Below are 25,633 nucleotides of genomic sequence, written 5' to 3'. Positions count from 1 at the left end.
GTCGACTAGCACCCTCTCAGGCTCCCTTAGAACCGATCTGTTAGTGTTCTAACATTCTTTCCTACCGATCAGTAGGTTTTCCCAGATGAGCGTTCTCAAGGAGTTAAATTGGTGAGCCCGAAGAAACTGCTAGGGGGCACTTTGGCGGCATTGGTGGCCGCCAGCACCTTAGTCACAGCAGTAGCCCCGAGCTATGCAGTTCCCGTGATAGATCCTGCTAGTGGAGGGACCGGGCAGTGCATGCCCAGCGGCGGCCTAGGGATTGTCGCAAGCAACGGCACAGTTGAACCGAAGCCAATCGACAAGAACGTAAACGTCTATGCTGGCGGCAATTTTTCCCGTGTCAAAGGTGCCGAATTGGAAGGGCAGCTTGTTGTTAACGGCGACGCGAACTTCGGAAGTGGCGCCTACTCGGTAGGTCGTGTTGGAGCAGGGTCGGGGATGATGCCGTCCGCTGGTTCAGATGTCATTCGCGTAGGCGGATCGGCCGTATTTGGCGGACCAGGTGAGCTCGAAGCGTCGCTAATTACCTCAAGCGGTGACTTCCTTGAGACACATGTCGCGATCGGCGGTGCGCAGCAAGGCGCAGGCAATATCACTGCGACAGGACCCGGCAGTACAGTCGAATCAGATCTGGGTCGAGATAGTGCGTTGGACTCGCCGAATTTCGCTGGATGGCCACAGAATAACTTCTCGGTGCTTCGCCAATTCGCGGAAAACAATGTCAACCATGAGCTGAACACCGAGGGTACCTACACGAACTCGTGGGGAACGCTACGCCTAAACGGTTCTGCGGGCGCTGCACGCCACTTATTTGACATCGATGCTGAGCATTTGTCACAGTTCTCGTTGCAGATCGGTGACAACATCGAGCCAGCTGATCCGATCATTATCAAGGTCCGGGGAGCGTCTCCGCGCATTAATATCCAAGGCCTGTTCGACAGCGCCAATGGCATGATCTTGGAGAATTCTCAGCGTTTCGGCCAACTCGCCGCGCAGATACTTTGGGTTTTCCCCGATGCTCAGGACGTGCGACTCGAAGGGGCACAGGTGCCCGGTAGCGTCATCGTTCCTAATTCGTCCGCTACGACCACCATGGCTGCAGCTGGCCTAAACGGCCGTATCTGGGTTGCGGGTAATCTCGTGCAGGATCGTGCGGGTTCCGAGTTTCACAACTTCCCGTTTATAGGCGATCCGTCATCTACCTGCACCGAGCCTCCAACGCCAGAAACAACTGAAAAGCCGGATCCTTCGGTGTCGCCGGAGCCGACTGATTCGCCTGAGCCTTCGGTGTCGCCGGAGCCGACCGACTCGCCTGAGCCGTCGGAGTCGCCGGAACCAACCGATTCGCCTGAGCCTTCGGTGTCGCCGGAGCCGACTGACTCGCCTGAGCCTTCGGTGTCGCCGGAGCCGACTGATTCGCCTGAGCCTTCGGTGTCGCCGGAGCCGACTGATTCGCCTGAGCCTTCGGTGTCGCCGGAGCCGACCGACTCGCCTGAGCCGTCGGAGTCGCCGGAACCAACCGATTCGCCTGAGCCGTCGGTGTCGCCTGAGCCTTCGGTGTCGCCGGAGCCGACTGATTCGCCTGAGCCTTCGGTGTCGCCGGAGCCGACCGACTCGCCTGAGCCGTCGGAGTCGCCTGAACCAACTGATTCGCCTGAGCCGTCGGTGTCGCCTGAGCCGTCGGAGTCGCCTGAACCAACTGATTCGCCTGAGCCGTCGGTGTCGCCTGAGCCGTCGGTGTCGCCGGAGCCTTCGGAGTCGCCTGAACCGACTGATTCGCCTGAGCCGTCGGTGTCGCCTGAGCCGTCGGTGTCGCCGGAGCCTTCGGAGTCGCTTGAACCGACTGATTCGCCTGAGCCGTCGGAGTCGCTTGAACCGACTGATTCGCCTGAGCCGTCGGAGTCGCTTGAACCGACTGATTCGCCTGAGCCGTCGGAGTCGCTTGAAGCGACTGATTCGCCTGAGCCGATCGACTCACCTGAGCCTTCGGGTTCGCCTGAGCCAACGGGTTCGCCTGAATCTTCGGAGTCGCCAGTACCTTCGGGAAACCCGAACGCGGGGAACTCGAATGGCATTAGTAGCGGAGGCCTAGCCGACACAGGCATGTCTGGAATGCCGATTCTCGGAGCCGGACTTCTGCTCTTTGCCGCGGGGATTGCGACGGTAGTACGTCATCGTAAGAAATCACGACTGTAGATAGTAAAGCTGGCAGGCATCTTCGGTGCCTGCCAGCTTTGTCGCATTTTAACTTTAACGATCAACGCTATGGCTAGTCGAAGCCGCCAGAGGATGTGTAAAAGCCGGTTGACGACTGCGATTAAATCCCTAGTGGGGGCAGCTCGAGACTACATTGGTTGCATGAGGGATTCGAGATCGACTTCCTGCAGCGAACTAGGAGTCCACGCTGGGTTCCGGTCCTTGTCGATTACTTGTGCTCGAATACCTTCGGCGAGATCAGGTAGATGCATGAGGTAGCCAGCTAGGCGGAGTTCACGATCCAGGGTGAGTTGCAGATTAGCTTCTTCGCGAGCGGCACGGACGGAGTAGAAAGCCGATGACACGCTCGTGGGAGAGTTCGCCTCGATCATAGCCAGCGCCTTAGCGGCATTGGGATGCGCCATGTCCCTCAGCCGGTCAACCACTTCGACAGGGCTCTCGGCACTGAAAGCATGATCGATCCATCCCGATTCCGTGGCCATGCGATGTGATTCCGGAGCACCGTGGAGGACTTCAACGGCTGCAGTAATTTCTGCGCTACCAAGACCCACAAGGTCACTTAGTTCGTCCAGCGCATTTGCGGCAAATGATTCGCTAACAACCGCATCAGCAAAGCCAAGAGAGGGCGCATCGGCTCCAGTAAATGAGTTTGCTGTCATCGCAAAGTACTCGCCCATGTGACCTGGTGCCATAGCAAGAAGATGGCTTCCTCCAACGTCAGGGGTGTATCCGATTTTGGTTTCAGGCATGCCCATTCGTGCCGTGGCAGTCACTAGGCGCACTGGAGCGTGGCTGGCTAGGCCGATTCCTCCGCCCATGGTTATGCCGTGAGCCACCGTTACAAGTGGTTTTGGATACTTTGAAAGAAGCAGATCAACTTTGAACTCTAGGGCCAGGAGCTCCATAAAATCCGAGTGGTGTCCCGTCGTCACAGCTCTGTGAAAATCCGCGATATCCCCGCCAGCACAGAACCCACGTTCTCCTGCGCCAGTTAGGACAACCATCTCGACTGAATTGTCATCAGCCCAGCGATGCAGTACTTCGTCGAGTGCCTGCAACATCTCGAAGTTCAAGGCATTGAGTTTGTGTGGACGATTCAATTCGCAGTGTCCGAGACGGTCACGGACGGTAGCGCGCACCAAGTCAGTCATTATTCGTCCCTCGTTAATTAGCCAGTATTTGAGCCAAACGGTCAAGCACCAGATTGGCCTTTGGCTTCTTGGAGTTTTCGGGTTTCAGCGCGAAGATCGATCGCGCCAATCGGATTTCCGGGGCGTCTACGACACGAATTCCGGCAGGGGCTTGAGCCATTGCTAGATCTGGTACGAGTGCTGCACCTAAACCAGAAGAAACAAGATGTAGAGACGCGTTGAAATCATCGCAGTAGGCGGCTACTTGCGGATGAATGTTATAGGAAGCGAAAAGTCGCGCGATGAGCGTAGCGTCTGAGGTTCCCGGGTGATGCAGAATCCAGGGCCATTCGGCCAACTGATCTACCGTGAGTTGGGAATCGTCGCCTATCGGCCATGACGCAGGGATTACAACTCGGAAATTGTCATCACCCAGCCAAGTGCGTTCGAGCGACGCTGGCCAGGTTAAACCGCCTGGTCCAACTTGGAAGATCAGTGCGAGGTCTAGATCGCCTCCGGTTCCCAAGCCAGCGACGGTTTGTTGGGGTTCGCCGATCCACAAGCGCAAATTGATTCCCAAGCCCGGCCAAGCGTCGGCCGTGAGAATTTGAGGAAGCGCATAGGTCGCCAGCGACGGAAAGATACCGAGCTTGATCTCTTCGCGGTCCTGCGATCCGTGAGCGGCCGTGGCCACGTCCGCCATAAGAGCGTCGAGATCAGTGAGAACGCGCTTGGCATGGCGGACCATACGCAGGGCCCCTGGGGTCGGAGTAATAGAACGCGCACCTCTAACGAAGAGGGTGGTACCGACACTGCGTTCTAGCGCAGTCATTTGCTGGGACACCGCGCTGGCGGTGTATCCCAGCCGCGTGGCGGCGGTGGCGAAGGACCGGTGGGCAACTACTTCAAGCAGTGTGCGCAGGTGCACGGGATTAATCACGTGTACAAGTCTAACGAGGCATCATTCATCGACATCGTTGTTCTCTTCCTCGGTAAATTCATTGTCTAGATCGGTTTCGCTCTCTAGCTCGTCATCGAGAAGGTAACTACGCGTGGACAGTGGATCGATATTGCGCATGGTTTCGGGCATGTCGCTGGATCCTTCATAAGCCTGTGAGTCGCGTCCGTCATCCGGCTCATAGATGTCGTTGCCGTACTGCGGGGCAAAGTCCAATGGTTCAAATTCCCTGCTCATGGCGTTCTCCTTTGCCAAGTGGGACCGGCTAGGAGAAGGCCCCACGGGTTCTCGTTAGCTCTACAGTAGGCCTCGCGAAGCGGAAGTTAAAGCATTGACATTGAGGTATTTTCAGGGGGCATTTTCTAGGAGTGGAGCTGTGCGGTAGGGAAGGTGCGTGTGCAGCGCCAAGGTCGTTGAGGATCGAGTCACTGCCTTGATCCGTAGAATGTGGCGCAACGCGGACTGCAGCTGATGTGTATCGGTTGTCGCTAGGCGCACCCACACGTCTCCCTGGCCGGAGGTCTCATGAATCTCTAAGACATTGGGAATGTGGCGCAGTGCGGTAATCACTGAGTCTAGTTCGCGGTGGTTGACTTCCAAGGTGACGAAGGCAAGTACGTCATAGCCGAGTTTGGCGAGATCAACATCTCGGCCTCCGTGGCGAAGCACCGACGCATTTTCAAGGCGTCGAAGTCGGCTTTGTGCTGTGTTACGAGCGACTCCTACCTTGTCCGCAAGCTCCGAAACTTGGATCCGCGGATCTTCGATGAGCGCCAGAAGGATCTTTCGGTCGACTGCGTCCAATCGCAACATCTGCCCAATCACACACCGTTCAAGCTAGCTATTTTGACTATCGTGCTCAAGTACAGCATCAGATTATGCCTCATTGCTCGGCTATCACGCATATTAGTGAGAGAAAGATCTGTATCGAGCCATCATTCGAAACAGAACGCTCAAATCCTTTGGCCTATCCGGTTCAGAGGGTTCCCGTTCCACACACCATCATGGAAGAGCCGCTGTGTCCGTCATCAGTGAACTGCGTATGCGCCCTGCCGTGCCGCGTAACCTCACCTGGAATCCTGGTTTTACGACCCGACTGGTGATCACTATGTCGGCTATGTCGTTGCTCCTTATTGGCGCCAACCTGGCTACGCCGCTTTATCCGCAGTTGCAGAGCCAACTGTCGCTTAGGCCCATGGGCACGACTGTCGCATTCGCCAGCTACGTATGTAGTCTGATCCTTTTTCTTTGCACCGTTGGACACTGGTCGGATCACATCGGACGTAGAGCAGCGCTTGTGTTCGCGGTGGCGCTCTCGTTGGCCGGTACCTTGGTTTTTGCTTCGGCTGATTCATTGACCGAATTGTGTCTAGGACGTGGTCTGCAAGGAGCGGGTGTAGCGCTGGCAACCGGAGCGAGCTCGGCAGCGCTCCGCGAGCTATTGCCTTCCAAGCCACAGTGGGCCTCACGCTTTACCCTGCTGACATCCTCCGGTGGAGTAGCTGTTGGACCGCTACTCGGCGGCCTTCTTGCGTTGCTTCCTGGAGGTCGTCATTCAGTGTTTATGGTGCAGGCAGTTTTACTGCTACTTATCTTGGTGCCACTAAGTCTTTTACAGGCACGACCGGCGATTGCCATAGCCTCGGCAGGGGAGCGTAAGCGTGCCTTGGCCCCACGAGGCTTAGGTGTCCCGGTTGAGGCTCGTCCGCGTGCCGTGATCGCCTGCATGGTGGGTTTCCTGAGCTTCGCAGTGTTTGGATTCGTGCTGTCGCTTGCCCCAGGTTACATGGCCCAGGCATTTGGGCTACATTCGCTCCCGGCGATCGGGCTGCTTGCCGGCCTTCCGTTGGGAGTTGCAGCGTTAACGCAGGTCTTCGTCCGTGGTGGCGACAGGCAACTACCGGTCGGATTGTTGATCCTCGGAGGCGGCGTTATTCTCTTGGCATTTGCCGCTGAAGCCGAGATCCTAGGGTTGGCTGTTTTCGCGATGATCTTGATTGGTGTCGGACAAGGTACTTCTTTCCGGGCGGCCTTTTCCCGCGCCGTTGACGCTGTCGAAACCTCATGGCATGCACGCACTGTGTCAACGATTTACGTGGTGACTTATCTTGGCAGTGCGGTTCCAGTGATCGGTTTGGGCTGGGCAGCTGGCGCCTTTGGTTTAGTCCCCAGCACTATGACATTCTCTGTCGCATGTGCCGTATTGGCGCTAGGTTTGGCGATCGCAGCGAAGCGTCAGCTTTCGGCCGAAAAAGTGCGTCAGAGTTAAGCCCTAAGAGCAGAATACTGGGGTGCGGATCGGCACCGGCCCCAGACAGCCAGAGCCACGGCTCAAGCCATCCACGTTCACTGCCTCATCCGGGCAGTACGGACTAATTGACGCGAAACTTACCAGCAGACGATCGCGGTCCACACGGAAATCCGGAATCCGGCCAGATATCGTGCCGGCGCAGAGGACGTGGTGTTGCTCGTAAAGTTTGCCGGAGGCTCCGGCAAGCTTCACGAGCAACGTCCCACGTCTAAGCCAGAGCGCAAGCCTGAGCGGTTACATGCACCGACCTAAGCCGATCCTCTTCCCGAATTGGGTGATGCGCGGTGATCAACTCATCGGCTTGGGCTGTGGTGGCAAAGTGTCGGAGGTAGTCAGCGACGACTTCGCCTGTTCCCACGGCGGTGTACCGCATCATGTCGATAATCTGCTCGGCCTGCGGCGTCTGCATGAGCATGTCGATTTCTGCTTCACTCAGGGAACGATCCTTATTGCGGTTAAGGAACGCTGCTACTCGGTGACGTTCAGCCTCTGTCCGTAGTCGGTGAGCTTCTTCTGGGGTATCTGCTGCGATGACGCCAACTCCGGCGATGACATATGGTTCCGCCAGCTGCGCGGATGGGCGGAACTCAGAGCGGTAAGTGGCGACTGCATCATGTAATGCCGCCGGGGCGAAGTGAGAGGCGAAGGCGTAGGGCAAGCCAAGCTGCGCGGCCAACTTCGCGCCAAAGAGAGACGAGCCCAGAATATAGAGAGGTACCTTCGTTCCATCCCCGGGGATGGCGCGCACGCCGGCGATGCGTGATTCGCCGGCCAGGTAAGCCTGAAGTTCCAGAACATCGTGGGGGAATGAATCTGCGGCGCTCGGGTCCCGACGTAATGCGCGCAGAGTGTTCATGTCGGTGCCGGGGGCGCGGCCCAGCCCAAGGTCTATGCGGTCGCCGAAGAGTTCCTTGAGTGTTCCGAACTGCTCGGCAATGACCAGTGGGGAGTGGTTTGGAAGCATGACGCCTCCGGAACCGAGCCTGATGTGCTCGGTGTGGTGCGCTACGTGGCCGATGAGCAGCGATGTGGCGCTCGAGGCAATCGTCGACATGTTGTGGTGTTCGGCGTACCAAACTCGTTCGTAACCAGAACGTTCGGCCAGCTGAGCAAGGCGCACCGAGGAATGAAATGAATCGGCGATCGTCGACTCGGGGGAAATGGGGGCTAGGTCTAAGATCGAAAGCTTCACGCTTTTGACAACCTACAAGTACGCCGAGGTATTCCGATAATCAGGTCACACCCGCGGTTGCATATGCAAAGGCCGGGGCAACCCTAGGGTTGCCCCGGCCTAGCTAAGCGCTGTGTAAGTTACAGTGCGCGAATGTCCGAAGCCTGCAGGCCCTTCGGGCCCTCGACTACCTCGAACTCAACCTTCTGGCCCTCGTCCAAGGTGCGGAAACCATTGGTCTGGATGGCGGAGAAGTGTGCGAATACATCGGGGTCGCCGCTGTCCGGAGCGATGAAGCCGAAGCCCTTTTCAGCGTTAAACCACTTGACGATTCCGGTTGCCATTTTTATAGGGTGTCCTTTCAGACGTACTGCCACCTGACGGTGATCTTGGTTGACTCTGTTTCAGCTCCTCAAGAAATCTTGACGAACTGGAGAAGCAGCCAAGTCATTCACTTCACGTCATAGAAGGGGCTAGCGTCAACCGGAAAGGTTGGACATTCACAAACTTCTAACGGGTACTTCGCGAATTACTTAGGAACTACAGTCTCTAGCTTACTTGCTCCCAAGCCACTTGGGAATAACTTTTCCCTAGTTAATCTAAATTTTGGTAAAGGGTTGGGGCGCGTTTACCGCAGTGAAGGCTTGATTACACGCACCACTAGGAGCGCGGCGAGCACGGCGAGTGTGGCGGCGATCGACGATGTGATAAGTACCCCAAAATCGAACGCGTGTGCCGCCGACTCCATCAGGGATAGAGCTTGAGCTTCCGGGAGCTGTTCGGCGAGTGCCTGCGCGCCGCTCAGGGTTTCACGAGCGGCGGAAAGCTGGTCCGGATTGACACCTTGCGGAATGACCACGCGGGCTGCGTAGACCGAGTTCAAGATCGTGCCGAGCACTGCAACGCCAAGTACGGAGCCGACTTCATAAGCGGTCTCGCTGATGGCAGATGCGGCACCGGCCTTGCTTGGTGGAACTGCCCCGAGGGCCATGTCGTTAGACAGCGTCTCGGTCATACCCACGCCGGAACCAAGAACGCAGAATGCGACCATAATCCAGGCGACGTTACCGTTGGAGCCGGCAAACATCACGAGTGCATAAGCGGTCGCCGAGAGCAAGAGCCCACAGATCATGACGTTCGGCGACCCAAAGCGGTTTGAGAAGTACACCGAGATCAGGCCGAAGGCCATGGTCAACACCAAGCCAGGAGTCATCATCAGGCCGGCTTCCAACGGGCTATATCCGGCGATTAGCTGCAGGTGTTGAGAGACGAAATAAATGAATCCAACTAGGGAGAAAACTCCGATGAGGTTCACCAACAGTGCGCCGGAAAAGGCGCCATTGGTGAAAAGTCGAACATCGAACATTGGATTCTCTGTGGCCAGCTGGCGTCGAACGAATGCAGTGCCCGAAAGTACCGCCACGGCGATGGCGGCGACGGAAACGTACCACCCGTCGCTCGAGAAGGACTTGATCGCAAAGACGAACGGCAGCAGCGTCAGCACCACGAGGGCAATAGACGCCGGGTCGACACGGCCTGGCTTTGGGTCTTTGGAATTCGGGAGTAGCAGTAGCCCGCCGATGAGCAGGGGCAACAACATCGGCACGGCCATGAGGAAGATCGAACCCCACCAGAAATGCTCAAGCAGTAGACCGCCAATGATGGGGCCGAGGACCGCGCCGCCAGAGAACGCGGCAGCCCAGATGGCAATGGCTACGCGACGCTCCCGGTCGTCGAGGAAGATATTGCGGATCAAAGAGAGCGTGGCCGGCATGAGCATGGCGCCAAAAATACCCAGAAGGGCTCGTGCGATCACTAATTGATTTGGATCCGTGGCAAATGCTGCCAGCGCTGAAACTGCGGCGAACCCAATGGCGCCGATGAGCAGGACAGTTCGGCGGCCGATACGGTCCCCGAAGAAGCCCATGGGAACCAATAGACCAGCAAGGATTAGTGGATAAATATCAATAATCCACAACAATTGTGTGCCGGTGGGTGCCAGCGCAGCGGAAATGGCGGGGACGGCGAAGGACAGGACCGTGTTGTCCACGGAAACCAAGAGGACCGGGAACATGAGAACGGCCAAGGCCGCCCAGCGACGGGCACGGCCCAGGGTGGGGATTGCGTCGATGGTAGGGGAACTCATGATGGATATCAGCCTTTAGTGTTGTAGGAACGATCATAACTATACCGTCCGGACGGTACAGTTACAATTGAAGTATTGTTCAGTTGATCACTGATACTCGTTTGCTTAGGAGCCCGCATGGCACGCCCGGCGCTAGCCCGCAGGAAAGTTTTGGAAGCCTACATTGATCTGCTGTGCACGGACGGGGTAGGTTCGGCCACCATGGAGGCCACGGCGGCCCGAGCTGGTGTCTCCAAAGGCGGCCTGCTCTATCACTTTTCTTCGAAGGAATCGCTAGCCCAAGCCGTCATCGACTTCAGTGAAGAAGTCATCCAAGAAGATTTGCGGCTTATGGACGAGGCGCCTGAAGGTGCGGCCACATACTACGTAAGAACCTCCGCGACCGTGAATGGCGAATTCGATCGTCAGTTCATTGCTGTCCAGCGTCTGGCGCAGGACGGCAATGAGGCGGCCATCGCTCACTTGGGTACGGTCCAGCAACGCTGGTACGAAATGCTGACCAAGCATCTCGGGGATGAGCGTATTGCCAATATGGTCATGCTGATTGGTGAAGGTCTCTATACGCATTGCGCGATGCCGGGCGGCTGGTACCAAAAGAATTTGGAAGGGCAGCTAGGGGAGTTACTAGAGTTGATCCCAGAACTCAAAAAGTTGGGTCGTGGCAACTAGTTAAGGGACCGTGGCACGTGAGCGCAGTTAGATCTTCCGGGCAGATGCGTGGGCGTATCGGAGCACTGTTGGGAATCTTGCTCATGGCCCTGTCCCTTCGTGCGGCCGTCGTTTCGGTTCCCCCGTTGCTCGGCAGGATCGGTGTAGACCTAGAATTCACCGAGTTCACAACCGGGTTACTGGCCATGCTGGCCCCACTAACCTTTGCCGTCTTTGGCCTTTTGACTCCACGTTTGATCCGGGCACTGGGGCTTGAGCGCACGCTGCTGCTCTCCGTGGCGTTAGCAGTATTCGGGCAGGTTGCTCGCGCATTCATGGCCGACGTGTACTCATTTCTGGCGCTGTCGATTGTGACTCTCTGCGGCTACGGTATTGGCAATGTCGTCTTACCACCGTTGGTTAAGAAGTACTTTCCCGACCATATTGGGCTCGTCACGAGCGGGTATGTCACGCTGATTGCGGTGGGGACATGGGTAGCGCCGCAATTTTCCGTGCCGATGGCCGATGCCAGTAACTGGCGGTATTCGGTGGGAGCATGGGCGTTGCTTTCGACCATGGTGTTGGTGCCCTGGATCATTCAACTCGCCGCCAATCGACAGCACGCGCGCGTCGCGAATCCAGCAGCTGGCACCGCCCAAGTGGTAGCACCGGAACGCCGCATAAATCCCTGGACCAACAAGGTTGCTTGGGGGCTGGCTATCTACTTAGCGGGAAACTCTGCACAGACTTACGTGTATTTCACCTGGCTACCTCCCTACCTGCACACCATGGGCGTGGGCGAAGCGACCGCCGGGAACATGCTGGCTCTTTTCGCAATCCTTGGACTCCCGGTAAGCCTGCTCGTGCCGCTGTGGGTACCACGGCTTAAGCGACCGCTTGCTGCGGTGCTGATCTTCACCTGTTGCTGGATCATCGGGCATTTTGGGATTTACCTTTCACCGACACAAGGCACTGCGCTGTGGGTAGTGATGGCGGGGCTTGGGCAGGGAACTTTCGCTATTGCGTTGTTGATGATGAACCTTCGCTCGCGTACCACCTACGGCTCCGGCGTACTTTCTGGTTTCGCGCAGGGTATCGGCTACGCCGGGGCCGGAATCGTCCCCCTGCTCTTCGGTATTGTGCAGCAGGCGACTGGGTCCTGGGCGGTAGCGTTTGCCATGATGGGGCTGTGCATTATTGTCATGCTGACCGGGGCTCTCATGATCAACGCGCCGCGCACCATTGAGGATGTCGCAGAGGGTGCTCAGCGCGAACCCAGCCTGCAGGAGATTGACTAAAAGTGCCGCTGCGGCCCACCCATCGGTGGTGGTGATTGCTGGCGATACCAGTGCCCGGCTGCCATCGGAATGCGCCAGTTAAAGCGCAGGGCACAGAGGCGCAACAGGAATGTGGTGCTGCCGATGGCAATCGCCACCGCAGGCTGAAAAATTTCAAGGTGCCAAGCCAGCGCCGAGAGTGCGGCTCCGAGAATCGCGGGAATCGCATAGATATCACCGGGATTGAAAAGATCCGGTGTCACATTGGAAATCACATCTCGCAACAGTCCACCGCCCACGGCGGTGATCACTCCGAGCAAAATTGCCGTGACTGGATTGACGCCATTGTCTAAGGCCTTGAGGGTGCCGGTCATGCTGAATAGCGCCAGGCCTCCGGCATCGAAGACGAGGATAAGACGGTGGAGCCGTTGTACCGACGGTGTCAGTGCGTAAACGCAGAGCGCAGCCAATATAGCAGGGGTGAAATACACCGGATTCTGAAACGTTGCCGGTGCCTGATTCAGGATCAGGTCGCGCACTACACCGCCTCCGAGACCGCATACCCCTCCAAGAAATACCGAACCGAGAATGTCGAAACCGCGGCGTGCAGCCATCAACGAACCCGCGACGGCAAAGAAGAAAATGCCCACGAGTTCCATGGTGATCATCATGCTTGAATATCCTGGCGTAAGAGAAAATGTATGGACAGTGGCTGCGCCTATTGCTGACGGATCAGTTCGGCGAGTTTCTCAATAGTGTTGAAATTGCGGGTGGTGACGAGGTGACGCCGGGCGGCCTTTGTCAGTGCCTTGGACACCGGGGCATCGGTGGTGCCGCCCTTGGGCGCCAGCCAGTACAAGTATGGTCCGTTCGCCTGCCAGCTATTGTCGGCGGGCAGAAACTCGCCTAGTACTTCGGCATCTTCTGCGCACAAGGTTAAGTACCGGTGTTCTGTGCCGTCGGCCGACAGCGGAAAGTCCGACGCCAAGTCCAACACCTGCGAGCTTGCGAAAACGAGAGTTTCCAGCGGGCGCCCGTACTTCTCGGCCAGCAGCTGGTCGCAGCGATCCTGTACCTCGGCCGCCGTGGCTAGTGAACTCTCGAGTAGCACGTTGCCAGTGGCCAACACGGTACGTACCGAGTGGAAACCACCGTCGCTCAGAAGCTGTGCCAGCTCTTTCATGAGAACCTTCACTCCACCGACATTAATACCGCGCAAAAACACCACATAGCTTTCCATGAGTCCCATCGAAGCCGATGCCCCGGGGTTTGTCGAGATTCCATGACGGTCCGAAGACTCGCTAGGATCGGGACTATGCTCACTCAGCGCCCATATGGCTCATGGCCATCGACCATCACCGCCGCCGACGTAGCTGCCGGGACCATCCCGCTCGGTGGCGCATGCTTCTACCAAGACTCCGCCATCATCCAACAAGGGCGCCCCAGCGAGGGCGGGCGTGTCACCCTGGTGCAGCAGCCCTTGGCCGAAGGCGGCACCGAAAAAGAACTGGTGCCCGCACCATTCAACGTACGTAGCCGGGTCCACGAATATGGCGGCGCCAGCTGGTTGCTGATTGACGAGGCCAACGCGGTTATCTTCAGTAATTTCGCTGACCAGCGGGTTTACCGTCTCTCTCTGGCCGATGGAACCACACAGGTGCTCACTCCCGAGAGTCGACGCGACGGGGAACCACTGTTGCGATTCGCCGACTTCAGTATTGGCCCCAGCGGAAGCGTGCTGGCCATCATGGAGGATCAATCTTCCGAACCAGTGCGCCATATCGTTCAGCTACCACTGGATGGGAGTGCCTCCGATCAGGTCGAGCAAATACGCAGGCTCAGCGCCCCGGCGCGATTTGTAGCCTATCCACGCCTGAACCCCACCGGTGAAAAGATTTGCTGGATCAGCTGGGAGCACCCGAACATGCCCTGGGACGGCACCGAGCTACACCTAGCGGAGTGGGCGGATGGGGGAGTGCTTCCCGATACCGTGATCGCCGGAGGCCCGGCCGAATCGATTATGCAACCCGAGTGGGTCGACGCAGATCGAATCGGCTTCATCTCCGACGCGTCCGGCTGGTGGAACCCGTACCTCTATCATGTTTCCAGCGGGCGAACCACGCGACTCATTGCTCGCGACAGCGAATTCGCCGGACCGCTGTGGCAGGTCGGCACACGCTGGTATCTGGTGGAGTCTCGTCATGAACTGCTGTGTACCTATGGGCGCGGCACCGGAGCACTGGCCAGGTTGCATGTGGACACCGGCGGACTGCACGAACTGCCGCTGCCGTTCACCGGCCTTCGCCCCTTAGATGTTCGCGACAATTGGTTATTAGCGGCTGCCTCATCGATGTCAGCTGGCGAGCAAATCACCCTGCTCAATCTCGAAAACCTTGAGCACCGACCGCTGGCGCACAGCATTGAGCGGTTGCCTGAGCCTTCCTTGCTGCCCGCCGTGGAAGAGTTCGAGTGCCGAAACGCCCATGGCCAGCCCGTACACGCACTGCTCTACCGGCCGCGTAATGCCGGGTATACCGGCCTCGACGGCGAGTTACCGCCCTTCGTCACCATGGTTCACGGTGGGCCTACCGCTCAAGCTCAAGCCAAGCTCTCCACTGCGATCGCCTACTACACCTCGCGCGGTATCGGGGTGGTTGATGTGAACTACGGCGGTTCCACTGGCTATGGGCGGGCCTATCGCAATCGCTTACGTGGCCAATGGGGTGTGGTGGACGTCGACGACACCGTAGCCGTCATCGACGCGCTGGTTGAACAAGGGATTGCAGACCCCAACCGCGTCGGCATCGAAGGTGGCAGCGCCGGCGGCTGGACCGTGCTGAGCGCGTTGACCAATACGCAGCGTTTCACCGCCGGGATCAGCCGCTATGGGGTCTCCGATCTGGTAGGACTTGTCGAGGATACTCACGACTTTGAGTCGCACTATATGTACTCGCTCGTGGGCCCTTACCCCGAAGCCGCCGACCTATATGCGCAACGTGCACCAATTAACCACGTCGCGCAGATCGGGTGCCCGGTGCTGTTGTTGCAGGGAGATGAGGACAAGGTGGTACCGCCGGCCCAATCCCAGGTGGTGGCAGACGCGCTCGCCGAGCGAGGTATCCCGTATGCATATGTATTGTTTGAGGGGGAACAACACGGATTCCGCAAGGCACAGAACATTATCGCCGCGCTGGAGACGTCACTGGCATTCTATGCACAGATTTTTGGATTCCACGCCGACGTGCCGAGCCTGACGTTGACAGGGAGCTAGAGCTCCAAATCCTGCCAGCTGGCGCGTAACCGGTCGAGTTCGCGCCGGTCTTTCTTGGTGGGTCGCCCTGCGCCACGTTCACGTATCGGCACATTGGGGATGATCGGTTTCTGCCGCGGTTCACTATGGTCCAGATAGCAACGGACGGCAACCGAGGCACCGACACGTTTAGCGAGTAATCCCGTTACTTCAAGCTCACGATCGAACCCGTCCTTGCGTACACGCAACCGGTCGCCGACCACGACCGGTTGTGATGCCTTAACCGGGGCGCCGTTGAGTTTGACGTGTCCTGCACGGCACGCGGTGGTGGCAGCGGAGCGAGTCTTGTAGATGCGCACTGCCCAGAGCCACGCATCGAGGCGGATCTTGCCACTAGTGGGGATGTCCTGCATTATTCTCCGTTTCCGACCCCCGCATCGGCGCACGCATTGATGAGCTTATCTTGCAGGGCGCGCGGAGCCTGATCACCCTGTTCGGCCAGTTCGCGGAGCACATCGACCAGCGGCTCGGGCAATCCGCCTCCATTGACACTTTGCACGATCGATCCTAGAACCTTCAGCTCGTTAGCATCAATTGTGCCATCTTGAATTGGTGCGCAGGCCTGTCGTAAAAGCTCCTCGCTCGCGGCTTGCGAAAGCTGCTGCGCGGCCGAGCTGGCGGTATCTTCCACCACAGAACATCCCGTGACCAGTATCCCCAGCGTCACCACGCATCCCGCGGTAAGACAGGTGCGTCGAAGTAGTTTCCCCATGGCAATAAAGTCTACGACTGGAGGTTTGGGATGTGCTGTATATCGGCCGAGTTGATCATGAATGCGTCGGCCTCGGTGGGGCACAATGGTGCGGTGAGCAGTGCAGAACAACGAATGATCCGGCAGCTAGCCGAGGAACTGTCCGTCGAGTCGCCAGTGGCCCCTTGGCAGGTCAGCGCGGCCGTAGAGCTTCTGGATTCCGGATCCACCGTGCCCTTTATCGCCCGCTATCGCAAGGAAGTGACCGGCGGACTGAGCGATAGCCAGCTTCGTTTGCTCGAGGACCGGCTGCGTTACCTGCGTGAGCTGGAGGACCGTCGTGCCACCATCCGTCAGGCCATTGAACAGGCAGGGAAACTCGACGAGACCCTCGCGGCTTCCATTGCCGCCGCCGGCAGCAAGGCCGAGCTGGAAGACCTTTACCTTCCCTTCAAATCCAAGCGTCGCACCAAGGCGCAGATTGCACGCGAAGCCGGGCTCGAACCACTGACCGATAGTCTGTTGGGCGATGAGAACCTCGACCCGGAGCAGCTGGCCGCCCAGTACTTGAACGCCGACGCCGGGTTTGCAACAACGATGGATGCACTCTCCGGTGCGCGTTCGATTCTCACCGAGCGTGTAGCTCAAGATGTAACTCTCGCCGGAGAGCTCCGGGAGCGTTTGTGGACTTCGGGAAAGATTGGGGCTACCGCCAGCGCGGGCGCCACGGCCGAGGGCCAAGGAAAGTACGCGGATTACCTGGACTATGCCGCGGACCTCGATTCGCTTCCATCCCACCGGGTGCTGGCGCTGCTACGCGGTGAGCGTGAAGGCGTGCTGAACTTGCAGTTGGCTGAGGCCGATCCGCGCGATGAGGCTGCTGTGGCCGAAGCCCGCGCTGGCTACGAGCGGGCGATTGCCTCAGCCTTGGGCGTGGCGGCAGATCCGAGTAAGCCAGCCGGCAAATGGTTGAACCAGTCCATTCGTGTGGCGTGGAAGGCACGCTTGCTGACTCGCCTCGAATCTGACCTGCGAACTCGTTTATTCGAGGCCGCCGAAGACGCGGCGGTGAAGATTTTTGCAGCCAATCTACGCGATGTATTGCTCGCGGCGCCGGCCGGAAACAAGGCCGTGCTCGGCCTGGACCCGGGGCTACGTACCGGCGTTAAGGTTGCCGTGGTCGATACGACCGGCAAGGTCGTGGAAACTGCCACCATCTACCCGCACGCACCCGCTCGTAAATGGGACGAATCCATTGCGGTACTCACGCGTCTGGCCACAACCTATGGCACTGAGCTCATTGCCGTGGGTAATGGAACAGCCGGACGTGAAACCGATCGTTTGGCCGCAGAGGTGATCCGTGCCCTGACCGGCGCATCGGCACGCAAGGTGATCGTTTCCGAGGCCGGGGCCTCGGTCTACTCAGCCTCCGAACTCGCCAGCGAAGAACTGCCCGACCTCGACGTCTCCCTTCGCGGAGCGGTATCGATTGCCCGACGCCTCCAAGATCCGCTGGCTGAACTCGTGAAAATCGATCCGAAGTCGATCGGAGTGGGGCAGTACCAGCACGACGTCACGGGTTCGAAGCTCGACCGGGCGCTAGACGCGGTGGTTGAAGACTGCGTCAACGCGGTGGGGGTGGATGTGAACACCGCCTCCGCAGCCTTGCTCTCCCGTGTCGCCGGCGTAGGACCGCTCCTGTCGCGGAATATCGTTGAGCACCGCAACGCGCACGGGCGATTCGCTTGCCGCAAAGACCTGCTCAAAGTTCCACGGCTTGGCGCCAAGGCATTCGAGCAGTGCGCGGGATTCTTGCGCATCACCGGTGGTAGCGAACCACTGGATGCTTCCGCCGTGCACCCCGAGGCCTACACGCTAGCCAAGCAGCTCCAGCATGCTTCGGCGGATTCTGGACGACGGCTCGACGAGTTGGACCCTCGCGAGTTCATTACCGATAATTTTGGCGAGCCCACGATCCGGGACGTCATTGCCGAGTTGCAGCGCCCAGGACGAGACCCACGCGGCGAGTTCGTCACCGCTACGCTCAAGGACGGTGTGGAAACCCTCGCAGATGTGAAACCGGGGATGATCATGGAAGGCACGGTGTCCAACGTGGCGGCATTCGGTGCCTTCGTAGACCTCGGGGTGCATCAGGATGGGCTAATCCATGTCTCGGCGATGAGTAGGAAGTTCATCTCAGATCCGCGCGAGGTGGTGACCTCGGGGCAGATCGTAAAGGTCAAAGTGCTCGAAGTTGATCCGGTGCGCAAACGTATTTCCCTCACCCTGCGCTTGGACGACGAACTGCCCGGCACCGAGACCCCTACACGCTCCGCTCCAAGCACCGGCCGTCCAACACGCGAACAGACGGGGTCCGGAGCAGATAAATCCGGCCGATCTCGGCCCAAAGCGCCACGCCGCGAAGGCACTGCGAACACCGCAATGGCTGAGGCGCTCAAGCGTGCCGGGCTGGGCTAGCCGGTAGGTCGGTTACCCTAACCAAAGTAAGTATCGGCTTTACTAAGGCCTTGTCAGCGCCTTAGTGTCGGCTAATATTTGGCGTGCTAAGTATGGGCAAACTTGGATGACAAGGTGTTAGATCGGTCGTACTGTAAGTACATGGAACTTACAGGAAAGTTGGCAGAAGCCTTCAATAATCAGGTAACCCTCGAACTGAGCGCTGCGACGGTCTACCGTCAGCTGGCCGTTGAGATGGATGTCCAGAGCCTACCGGGCATTGCCGGTTGGTTCCGGGCGCAGGCCGCCGAAGAGATCGTACATGCCGAGAAGTTCATGAACCACATGACGGACCGGGCGGCGCATCCTCGGATTGGCGAGCAGCAGGCCCCGGCTCTCAACGTGAAGTCCGTGGCGGATGCGTTCGAGGCTTCCTTGGCCCATGAGCAAAAAGTCTCCGAAGCCATCCGCGAACTGTACCGACTGGCACAGACCGAGAGCGACATCGACTCGATGCCATTGCTGCACTGGTTCATCGATGAGCAGGTTGAAGAAGAAGCAACCGTGGGAGAGATTCTCGATCGCGTACGCATGATCGGTGACAACGGCGCCGGCTTGCTGCGTCTTGATGCTGAGCTCGGTGCTCGTCAGTCGCAGGAAGCCTAGCGACACTGCGGAGAACCGCAAACGGAATATGAAATAAACTTGGAGAAGCGGTAAACCGCTTCTCCAAGTTTTCGTATGTCAGAGGTGGATGTGTATCGGGCAAGGCAGCGGCCAGCAAGGAGCGATGGTTCCGTAGCGTCGCATACGCACCGCACCACCGCCCCACTGAAGCTTCGCAAGGGTGCCGGTTCGCACTATCTCGTGCAAACGACGCTGGAAATGCATCAGCGGCTTGTCTTGCTCGAGGTTCGTGGCTCCTGGGCGCATGTAAACGTGGACGGACGCCTTGGGTGGGTCGTGGCAATTTACCTCGAACCGTTACCGACGCAGGCTGTTGAAGAAGCAGAGACTGATGAAGCTACGGCGAAACGCCCGGTTGCACCGTCTTCACGATTCGTCCAGCAACAACCCACACACCAGACAACGGCACGCCTGAAGCTTCGCAGTGGGCGAGGCACGGCCCACCAGGTGCTGTGTCACCTTGAACAGGGGACCGGTGTGAAGCTGCTAGAGCAGGATGGCGCCTGGGCCAAGGTTCAGGTTGGACAACGGCTAGGCTGGGTTGCCAGCACGTATCTCCTCGAGTTACCCAAACGTCCGGTAGCGGGTGACCTGATACCCATCCCAAACCAACGGGCGCTGACAACAATTCGACTCAATGCCAGACGGGGACCCGGGGATCATCATTCGTTGATTCGAATCCTTCAAGCAGATACCGCAGTCGTGGTCATTGCTCGCCAAGGGGCTTGGCGCCAGATCGAAAGATCTGGGGAGACGATGTGGGTGCCAGCTAGCCAACTACGTACGGTGTACTAGAAGTCTAAGAACTCTCGTCAGTGGGAGCGGAGCTCAGCTGACGTGATGAGACCGTATTCGGTTGCGATGACCGCGAGCTGTACACGATTAGTGATTCTTAGTTGATCCATAATCGTGGCCAACTTGAGTTTCACGAGACCTTCACTAATGTGCAGGGAGCGAGCGACTTGCGAATTAGTCAATCCCGACGCAACCGCAGTGACCAGCTGGCGGTCACGTTCGGCCAAGGCTTCGAAGTAGTTATTATGAATCGTCCGGTGTTGTGCACGCGGCGTTGGCTCTTGATCGTTGTGTGGTTGAGCGTAGATCTTATATCCGGCTGCAATCACGCGGAGTGCCCCAGGAAGTTCTTTACTAATGGTTCGCTTCGACAAAAGTCCTGAAAACCCGGCATGGTAGGCCCTAAACGCAAGGCTTCGAACGTCTTCAGAGGTCAAAAGCACGGTTTTAGTTTGGGGAGAAGAATGGCGAACTAATTCTAAGGCTTCGGCACTGTCCGGTTCGAGGATGGTGGCTTCAACTAAGAGTATCTCCGGTTTATGTTTAACCGTGCACTTACTGGCATCAGCTACCGTCTGACAAGTTTCGATAATCTCGATATCTAGGGCAGACTCGAGGAATCTGTTGATTGCGGCAAGCGAGAAGTGGTCGCTGTCAGCGAGAACGACTCGAACCATGAACTGTTACTTCCTAATCTCTTCGCCGATCTGGTGGTGATTACGTGTGGGCGGATGAAATCGAGTGATGAGATGGTCAGCCCTATATACGTAGTTTATGTCGCACTGAGTGGCGAGTTCGCCGAAACATCGACTTTCTTGGAAATTAAGACATAACAATTGAGCAACGCAGTGATCACTACAGGTTGGTCAATGTTTCAATCAACCGCAAGCATGCCAAAAAATTGAAGGTATCTATTCAGCTAAGCAAACTAGCCTGTCGGCTAAAAAAGTTAGCCTGAATCTCAACTAATTGGCTGAAAGAAACCTGTGAATGAGCATTCAGTGTCAATAAATTAGGATTGGCGGATTTTGTGAAATCCGTCTATCTCTCTTCTTAAACTCGAACTCTGGAGGTAGCGGTGCATGTAGAAACATCACCCGTGAAGGTCAGAAAGAGACGGCGCGGCGCCCGCGTGCTTGCTGGCGCGCTGGCAACAAGTCTCTTCGCCTTGCCGGCGGTAGGTGCTGCAAACGCAGCGCCTACGGATAACTCGGAAGCACTTGGGCAGATCCTTGACGCTAACTTGCTTAATATCGACCTCGCCGATGCTGCTTCGAGCACGGCAGGCAACCCGAGCGCAACGGGTCCCGTTCGCAACCCACTGAATCTCTCCTTGCTTGATTCGTCGGTGAGTCTTGACCTTGGGGGAGGACTTAACCTGCCGTTGATCAGCGACGCCGGGAACGGTGGCCTGCTGGAACTCGGTGAGCTTGGTGTCGCACATAGTTTCGCGAGCACTCCAAGCGCGACTAATGCTATTGGCTCTGCGGGCGCGGTTGCTGAGGATGGTGCGATCAGCGTCAGCCCGGACTCCGGAAACGGTCCAGCTCGTGTGGATTTGACTCAGCTCTTCGACCAGCTGAACGTAAGTGGGCTGACCGATCAGATTCTGAGCGAAGCAAACTTGGAACTGGGTGCACTAGCATCGCGTGCCGAAAAGAACGGAACGACCGTTACTCGGGACTACACGATTGCAGACGCAAAGCTTAACTTGACCAGTCCGGCTGTGGGCGAACTGACCTCGCAACTCGGCAACGTTGTTGATGTTGCTGGCACCACTCTTAATGCCGCAGTCGGTGATGGTGGCGTCCTTAGCTCGTTGATTGGGTCGCTTGAAGCCATCAATTTGGTCGGCCTGGGTGTAGACACCGCGCAGATCCATATCGATGGTTTGAATGACGCTCTCAACGTCGTCAAGACTGAAGTTCTGGAGGGGGTCGTTACCTCGGACACCGGATTGGTCTCCGTGGACCTGGGAACAGGTGTGGTGTCGGTCGACCTAGCCAAGCTCGTGGGTGGAGACCTCAACGGTCAAGCACCAAATACACAGCTACTGAGCCAGTCGATGATCGAAGCTATCACCACTGAGTTAACGACCGTACTGAGCAATGTTGCTACCGACCTGAATGACAAACTTGTCGCAGCCATTAACGAGGTTCAACTGGTCGTTGACTTGGATGTCAGCCTCGTGGTTACCAATGTTGGCGTCCAAGTTGTGGGTAGCTTGGGTGATTTCGCAGGAACCACTGGCAACTCGCCCCAGGTAATTGGATCCGGGCTCGGTTCGTTGGTTGCACCATTGCTTAGCGCAGTAGTGGATATTGTGCGCCCGGTTGTAGGGACGCTACTGACTGATGCTGTTGGAGCGGTGAAGCCTGCGGTCGATGGCATTGTGACTTCGGTGGTCACTCCGCTGGCGCCGGTGCTTGATGATGTCATTGCGCAGTTGCTCTCGATTACCTTGAACGAGCAAGGTGCGAAGGATCTTTCCGGCACCGAGGGAGTTTTTGTCTCAGCACTGACTCTGACCTTGTTGCCTTCGGCGCAGGCGGCAAAGATCTCGCTAGCAACGTCGGCAGTACGTGCATTGGATGAAGATCCAGTCATTGCACCAGTGGATATCCTGACCCCAGGTGAGGGTGAAGAGGTAATCGGCAGCACGGTTCCGGTAACTGGCACCGCCGAGCCCAACACCGAAATTGAGGTGTCAATCGACGGTGGTACGCCGCAGACCGTCCAGGTAGACGGAGAAGGCAAGTGGAGCACCGAGTTTGTCGACGTGGCACCAGGCCCACATACCGTCACCGCAACGGACGGTAATACGTCCGATGAAGTGAACTTCACGGTGGCCGATGAAAGCACCGCGGACAACACTGCTGACAACACCGAAGTGAACACTGCCGACAACACCGGTGATAACACCGACGTGAACACTGCGGACAACACTGAGGTGAACACCGATGTGAACACTGCGGACAACACTGCAGAGAACACCGGTGACAACACTGAGGTGAACACTGCGGACAACACCGATGTGAACACTGCGGACAACACTGCAGAGAACACCGGTGACAACACTGAGGTGAACACTGCGGACAACACCGATGTGAACACCGGTGACAACACTGAGGTGAACACCGATGTGAACACTGCAGAGAACACCGGTGACAACACTGAGGTGAACACCGATGTGAACACTGCAGAGAACACCGGTGACAACACTGAGGTGAACACCGCTGATAACTCGGCAGAGAACACTGACGTGAACACTGCGGACAACACCGATGTGAACACCGGTGACAACACTGAGGTGAACACCGGTGACAACACTGAGGTGAACACCGCTGATAACTCGGCAGAGAACACTGACGTGAACACTGCGGACAACACCGATGTGAACACTGCGGACAACACCGATGTGAACACCGGTGACAACACTGAGGTGAACACCGCTGATAACTCGGCTGAGAACACTGATGTGAACACTGCGGACAACACCGATGTGAACACCGGTGACAACACTGATGTGAACACTGCGGACAACACCGGTGACAACACTGAGGTGAACACTGCTGATAACTCGGCTGAGAACACTGAGGTGAACACTGCGGACAACACCGGTGAGAACACTGAGGTGAACACTGCTGATAACACCGGTGAGAACACTGAGGTGAACACTGCTGATAACACCGGTGAGAACACTGAGGTGAACACTGCGGACAACACTGAACACTGATGTGAACACTGCGGACAACACCGGTGAACACCGGTGAACACTGATGTGAACACTGCGGACAACACCGGTGACAACACTGAGGTGAACACTGCTGATAACCGGTGAGAACACTGAGGTGAACACTGCGGACAACACCGGTGAGAACACTGAGGTGAACACTGCTGATAACACCGGTGAGAACACTGAGGTGAACACTGCTGATAACACCGGTGAGAACACTGAGGTGAACACTGCGGACAACACCGGTGAGAACACTGAGGTGAACACTGCGGACAACACCGGTGAGAACACTGAGGTGAACACTGCGGACAACACCGGTGAGAACACTGAGGTGAACACTGCGGACAACACCGGTGAGAACACTGAGGTGAACACTGCTGATAACTCGGCTGAGAACACTGACGTGAACACTGCTGATAACTCGGCTGAGAACACCGAAGCGAACACTGCGGACAACACCGATGTGAACACTGCCGACAACACTGATGTGAACACTGCGGACAACACTGACGTGAACACTGCTGATAACTCGGCTGAGAACACCGAAGCGAACACTGCGGACAACACCGATGTGAACACTGCCGACAACACTGATGTGAACACTGCGGACAACACCGATGTGAACACTGCTGATAACTCTGCAGACAATACTGCAGATAATTCGGCACATCCTCAGGTGACCGTCGTCCCCGGTAGCGTCGAGCCAGGCGAAGACGTCAATGTAATCGGTGACAAGTTCACTCCAAACGGCACGGTCGAAGTCGTGGTGAAGAACTCAGATGGCGAAGAAATGGTGCCGAGCTTCGAAGTTGTTGTGGACGAGAACGGACACTTCAAGGAAGTCATCAAGACTGACGGTCTAGACGAAGGTATCTACGTTGTAGAAGTAACCGACAACGAGACCGGCAAGACGTTCACTGAGTACTTCGAGGTCAAGAAGGAAGCTACCAAGCGTCACGTTGCAATTGATATCACCCCAAACCGTCTAGTAAAGGGTGAGGTTGGCGTTGTAACCGGAAAGAAATTCACTGCAGATAGTGAAGCTCAAATTTCCATGACGTACTTGGGCGCGCAGCCGTCAAATGACGCACAGGTTGCTGCCCAGGGCATTCCTGCCTCTGTCAGTGCCAATGGTGACGGTGAGATCAGCTTTGAAGTTGACTCGACTGATCTCGAGCTTGGCAACTACATCGTCGTTGCGACAGATCAGTCGGGTGACTACGACTTCACCACTTTCACCGTCGTTGCGAAGGAAGACCCGACCGCAGACAACACGGCTGATAACTCGGCCGAGAACACTGGTGATAACACCGATGTGAACACTGCTGATAACTCGGCTGAGAACACTGGTGATAACACCGATGTGAACACTGCTGATAACACCGATGTAAACACTGCTGAGAACACCGATGTAAACACTGCTGAGAACACCGATGTAAACACTGCTGAGAACACCGATGTAAACACTGCTGAGAACACCGATGTAAACACTGCTGAGAACACTGGTGATAACACCGACGTGAACACTGCTGATAACACCGACGTGAACACTGCTGATAACACCGATGTAAACACTGCAGAGAATACTGACGAGAACACTGCTGATAACTCGGCGGAGAACACCGATGTGAACACTGCGGAAAACACTGCTGATAACTCGGCGGAGAACACCGATGTGAACACTGCGGAAAACACTGCTGATAACTCGGCGGAGAACACTGACGTGAACACTGCAGAGAACACTGACGCGAACACCGCTGATAACTCGGGCGATAACACCGACGCGAACACTGGTGACAACACCAATTCGAACAACGGTGCAAATGGCTCGGATGGTTCTGCCAATAACGGCGCGAACGGCAGTAAGAAGCCAAACTCGCTGGCCGAAACTGGTAGCAACGGTGCGATGGTGATCGGAATTGGCGCGATCTTGTTGATCGCAGCCGGTATTGCCAGCGCGTTGGTTGCACGTAAGCGTCGCGTCAGCTAACGACACGCGTTTGCGTTAGGGAGAGGGGCACCACTTTTCGTGGTGCCCCTCATCCTTCGATTTAAGGACACCATTGTCAGCCAGCATGTGTTGTCAGTGTTTTAAG

Annotated in this window: 22 protein-coding genes and 1 pseudogene; 10 read left to right on the top strand and 13 right to left on the bottom strand. The window is 57.1% G+C overall.

The genetic code is table 11. From position 1 onward, the window contains the following. Window positions 1–240 precede the first annotated feature (240 nt). Entirely contained in the window at window positions 241–2,199 is a 1,959-nt protein-coding gene (locus tag ACJD00_RS13250; protein WP_418909338.1) for a choice-of-anchor A family protein, read from the top strand. Window positions 2,200–2,348: 149 nt separating this feature from the next. Here ACJD00_RS13250 and ACJD00_RS13245 read toward each other — a convergent pair whose 3' ends face one another. The 5 genes and pseudogenes from ACJD00_RS13245 to ACJD00_RS13225 form a co-directional block, all read right to left on the bottom strand. After that, window positions 2,349–3,371, bottom strand: a complete 1,023-nt coding sequence (locus ACJD00_RS13245; RefSeq protein WP_418907393.1) for an enoyl-CoA hydratase/isomerase family protein — start codon at window positions 3,369–3,371, stop codon at window positions 2,349–2,351. Between the two features lie 13 nt (window positions 3,372–3,384). Next, on the bottom strand, window positions 3,385–4,098 hold the full coding sequence (locus ACJD00_RS13240) for a LysR substrate-binding domain-containing protein (protein ID WP_418909337.1): 714 nt from the start codon (window positions 4,096–4,098) through the stop codon (window positions 3,385–3,387). Window positions 4,099–4,122: 24 nt separating this feature from the next. Then, window positions 4,123–4,278, bottom strand: a pseudogene (locus tag ACJD00_RS13235) (helix-turn-helix domain-containing protein); the annotation flags it as partial. Between the two features lie 33 nt (window positions 4,279–4,311). After that, window positions 4,312–4,545 (bottom strand): hypothetical protein, encoded by a 234-nt coding sequence (locus tag ACJD00_RS13230; RefSeq protein ID WP_418907392.1) that lies wholly within the window; start codon window positions 4,543–4,545, stop codon window positions 4,312–4,314. Between the two features lie 111 nt (window positions 4,546–4,656). After that, complete coding sequence (locus ACJD00_RS13225) at window positions 4,657–5,121, bottom strand: Lrp/AsnC family transcriptional regulator (protein WP_309410508.1); 465 nt, start codon at window positions 5,119–5,121, stop codon at window positions 4,657–4,659. Window positions 5,122–5,362: 241 nt separating this feature from the next. Between ACJD00_RS13225 and ACJD00_RS13220 the strand changes: the two genes are divergently transcribed. After that, window positions 5,363–6,577: an MFS transporter gene (locus ACJD00_RS13220; protein WP_418907391.1), complete on the top strand. Its 1,215-nt coding sequence runs from the start codon at window positions 5,363–5,365 to the stop codon at window positions 6,575–6,577. Between the two features lie 250 nt (window positions 6,578–6,827). Here ACJD00_RS13220 and ACJD00_RS13215 read toward each other — a convergent pair whose 3' ends face one another. From ACJD00_RS13215 to ACJD00_RS13205, 3 genes are all read right to left on the bottom strand, one after another. After that, on the bottom strand, window positions 6,828–7,811 hold the full coding sequence (locus ACJD00_RS13215; protein ID WP_418907390.1) for an LLM class flavin-dependent oxidoreductase: 984 nt from the start codon (window positions 7,809–7,811) through the stop codon (window positions 6,828–6,830). A gap of 119 nt (window positions 7,812–7,930) precedes the next feature. Then, a complete protein-coding gene (locus ACJD00_RS13210; protein WP_309410511.1) occupies window positions 7,931–8,134 on the bottom strand; it encodes a cold-shock protein in 204 nt (67 codons plus the stop codon). Between the two features lie 284 nt (window positions 8,135–8,418). Beyond that, window positions 8,419–9,936, bottom strand: a complete 1,518-nt coding sequence (locus ACJD00_RS13205) for an MFS transporter (RefSeq protein ID WP_418907389.1) — start codon at window positions 9,934–9,936, stop codon at window positions 8,419–8,421. Window positions 9,937–10,053: 117 nt separating this feature from the next. Between ACJD00_RS13205 and ACJD00_RS13200 the strand changes: the two genes are divergently transcribed. Both ACJD00_RS13200 and ACJD00_RS13195 read left to right on the top strand, forming a co-directional pair. Continuing rightward, window positions 10,054–10,605 (top strand): TetR/AcrR family transcriptional regulator, encoded by a 552-nt coding sequence (locus tag ACJD00_RS13200; protein ID WP_418907388.1) that lies wholly within the window; start codon window positions 10,054–10,056, stop codon window positions 10,603–10,605. A 17-nt stretch (window positions 10,606–10,622) separates the two neighbouring features. Continuing rightward, window positions 10,623–11,882 carry a CynX/NimT family MFS transporter gene (locus ACJD00_RS13195; RefSeq protein WP_418907387.1) on the top strand — a complete coding sequence of 420 codons (1,260 nt, stop codon included), beginning with the start codon at window positions 10,623–10,625 and terminating at the stop codon, window positions 11,880–11,882. On the opposite strand, the gene ACJD00_RS13190 is transcribed toward ACJD00_RS13195, so the two are convergent. Beyond that, complete coding sequence (locus ACJD00_RS13190; protein WP_309410515.1) at window positions 11,879–12,532, bottom strand: trimeric intracellular cation channel family protein; 654 nt, start codon at window positions 12,530–12,532, stop codon at window positions 11,879–11,881. The genes ACJD00_RS13195 and ACJD00_RS13190 overlap by 4 nt on opposite strands. A 47-nt stretch (window positions 12,533–12,579) precedes the next feature. Continuing rightward, window positions 12,580–13,101: a DUF1697 domain-containing protein gene (locus ACJD00_RS13185; RefSeq protein WP_418907386.1), complete on the bottom strand. Its 522-nt coding sequence runs from the start codon at window positions 13,099–13,101 to the stop codon at window positions 12,580–12,582. A gap of 75 nt (window positions 13,102–13,176) precedes the next feature. Between ACJD00_RS13185 and ACJD00_RS13180 the strand changes: the two genes are divergently transcribed. Beyond that, a complete protein-coding gene (locus ACJD00_RS13180; RefSeq protein WP_418907385.1) occupies window positions 13,177–15,132 on the top strand; it encodes a S9 family peptidase in 1,956 nt (651 codons plus the stop codon). On the opposite strand, the gene ACJD00_RS13175 is transcribed toward ACJD00_RS13180, so the two are convergent. Beyond that, on the bottom strand, window positions 15,129–15,524 hold the full coding sequence (locus tag ACJD00_RS13175) for an RNA-binding S4 domain-containing protein (RefSeq protein ID WP_309410518.1): 396 nt from the start codon (window positions 15,522–15,524) through the stop codon (window positions 15,129–15,131). The two genes, ACJD00_RS13180 and ACJD00_RS13175, sit on opposite strands and share 4 nt — an antisense overlap. Beyond that, a complete protein-coding gene (locus tag ACJD00_RS13170; RefSeq protein WP_309410519.1) occupies window positions 15,524–15,883 on the bottom strand; it encodes a hypothetical protein in 360 nt (119 codons plus the stop codon). The genes ACJD00_RS13175 and ACJD00_RS13170 overlap by 1 nt, the downstream gene beginning before the upstream one ends. Before the next feature lie 57 nt (window positions 15,884–15,940). On the opposite strand from ACJD00_RS13170, the gene ACJD00_RS13165 reads away from it, so the two are divergent. The 3 genes from ACJD00_RS13165 (at window position 15,941) to ACJD00_RS13155 (ending at window position 19,801) form a co-directional block, all read left to right on the top strand. After that, complete coding sequence (locus ACJD00_RS13165; protein WP_418907384.1) at window positions 15,941–18,340, top strand: Tex family protein; 2,400 nt, start codon at window positions 15,941–15,943, stop codon at window positions 18,338–18,340. 141 nt (window positions 18,341–18,481) lie between these two features. After that, window positions 18,482–18,985, top strand: a complete 504-nt coding sequence (locus ACJD00_RS13160; RefSeq protein WP_418907383.1) for a ferritin — start codon at window positions 18,482–18,484, stop codon at window positions 18,983–18,985. Between the two features lie 75 nt (window positions 18,986–19,060). After that, window positions 19,061–19,801 carry an SH3 domain-containing protein gene (locus tag ACJD00_RS13155; protein ID WP_418907382.1) on the top strand — a complete coding sequence of 247 codons (741 nt, stop codon included), beginning with the start codon at window positions 19,061–19,063 and terminating at the stop codon, window positions 19,799–19,801. Window positions 19,802–19,818: 17 nt separating this feature from the next. Here the strand turns inward: ACJD00_RS13155 and ACJD00_RS13150 are convergent, their stop codons facing one another. Next, window positions 19,819–20,478, bottom strand: a complete 660-nt coding sequence (locus ACJD00_RS13150) for a LuxR C-terminal-related transcriptional regulator (protein ID WP_418907381.1) — start codon at window positions 20,476–20,478, stop codon at window positions 19,819–19,821. 422 nt (window positions 20,479–20,900) lie between these two features. On the opposite strand from ACJD00_RS13150, the gene ACJD00_RS13145 reads away from it, so the two are divergent. Continuing rightward, window positions 20,901–23,537, top strand: coding sequence for a choice-of-anchor G family protein (locus ACJD00_RS13145; protein ID WP_418907380.1), 2,637 nt, complete (start codon window positions 20,901–20,903; stop codon window positions 23,535–23,537). Between the two features lie 115 nt (window positions 23,538–23,652). Then, window positions 23,653–25,527 (top strand): hypothetical protein, encoded by a 1,875-nt coding sequence (locus ACJD00_RS13140; RefSeq protein ID WP_418907379.1) that lies wholly within the window; start codon window positions 23,653–23,655, stop codon window positions 25,525–25,527. The last annotated feature ends 106 nt before the right edge of the window (window positions 25,528–25,633 follow it).

Source organism: Glutamicibacter endophyticus (assembly GCF_048457885.1).
Taxonomy (GTDB): Bacteria; Actinomycetota; Actinomycetes; order Actinomycetales; family Micrococcaceae; genus Glutamicibacter; species Glutamicibacter endophyticus.
The sequence above is the reverse complement of the archived record's forward strand: the minus strand, read 5'-3'. Positions and strand labels throughout refer to the sequence as shown.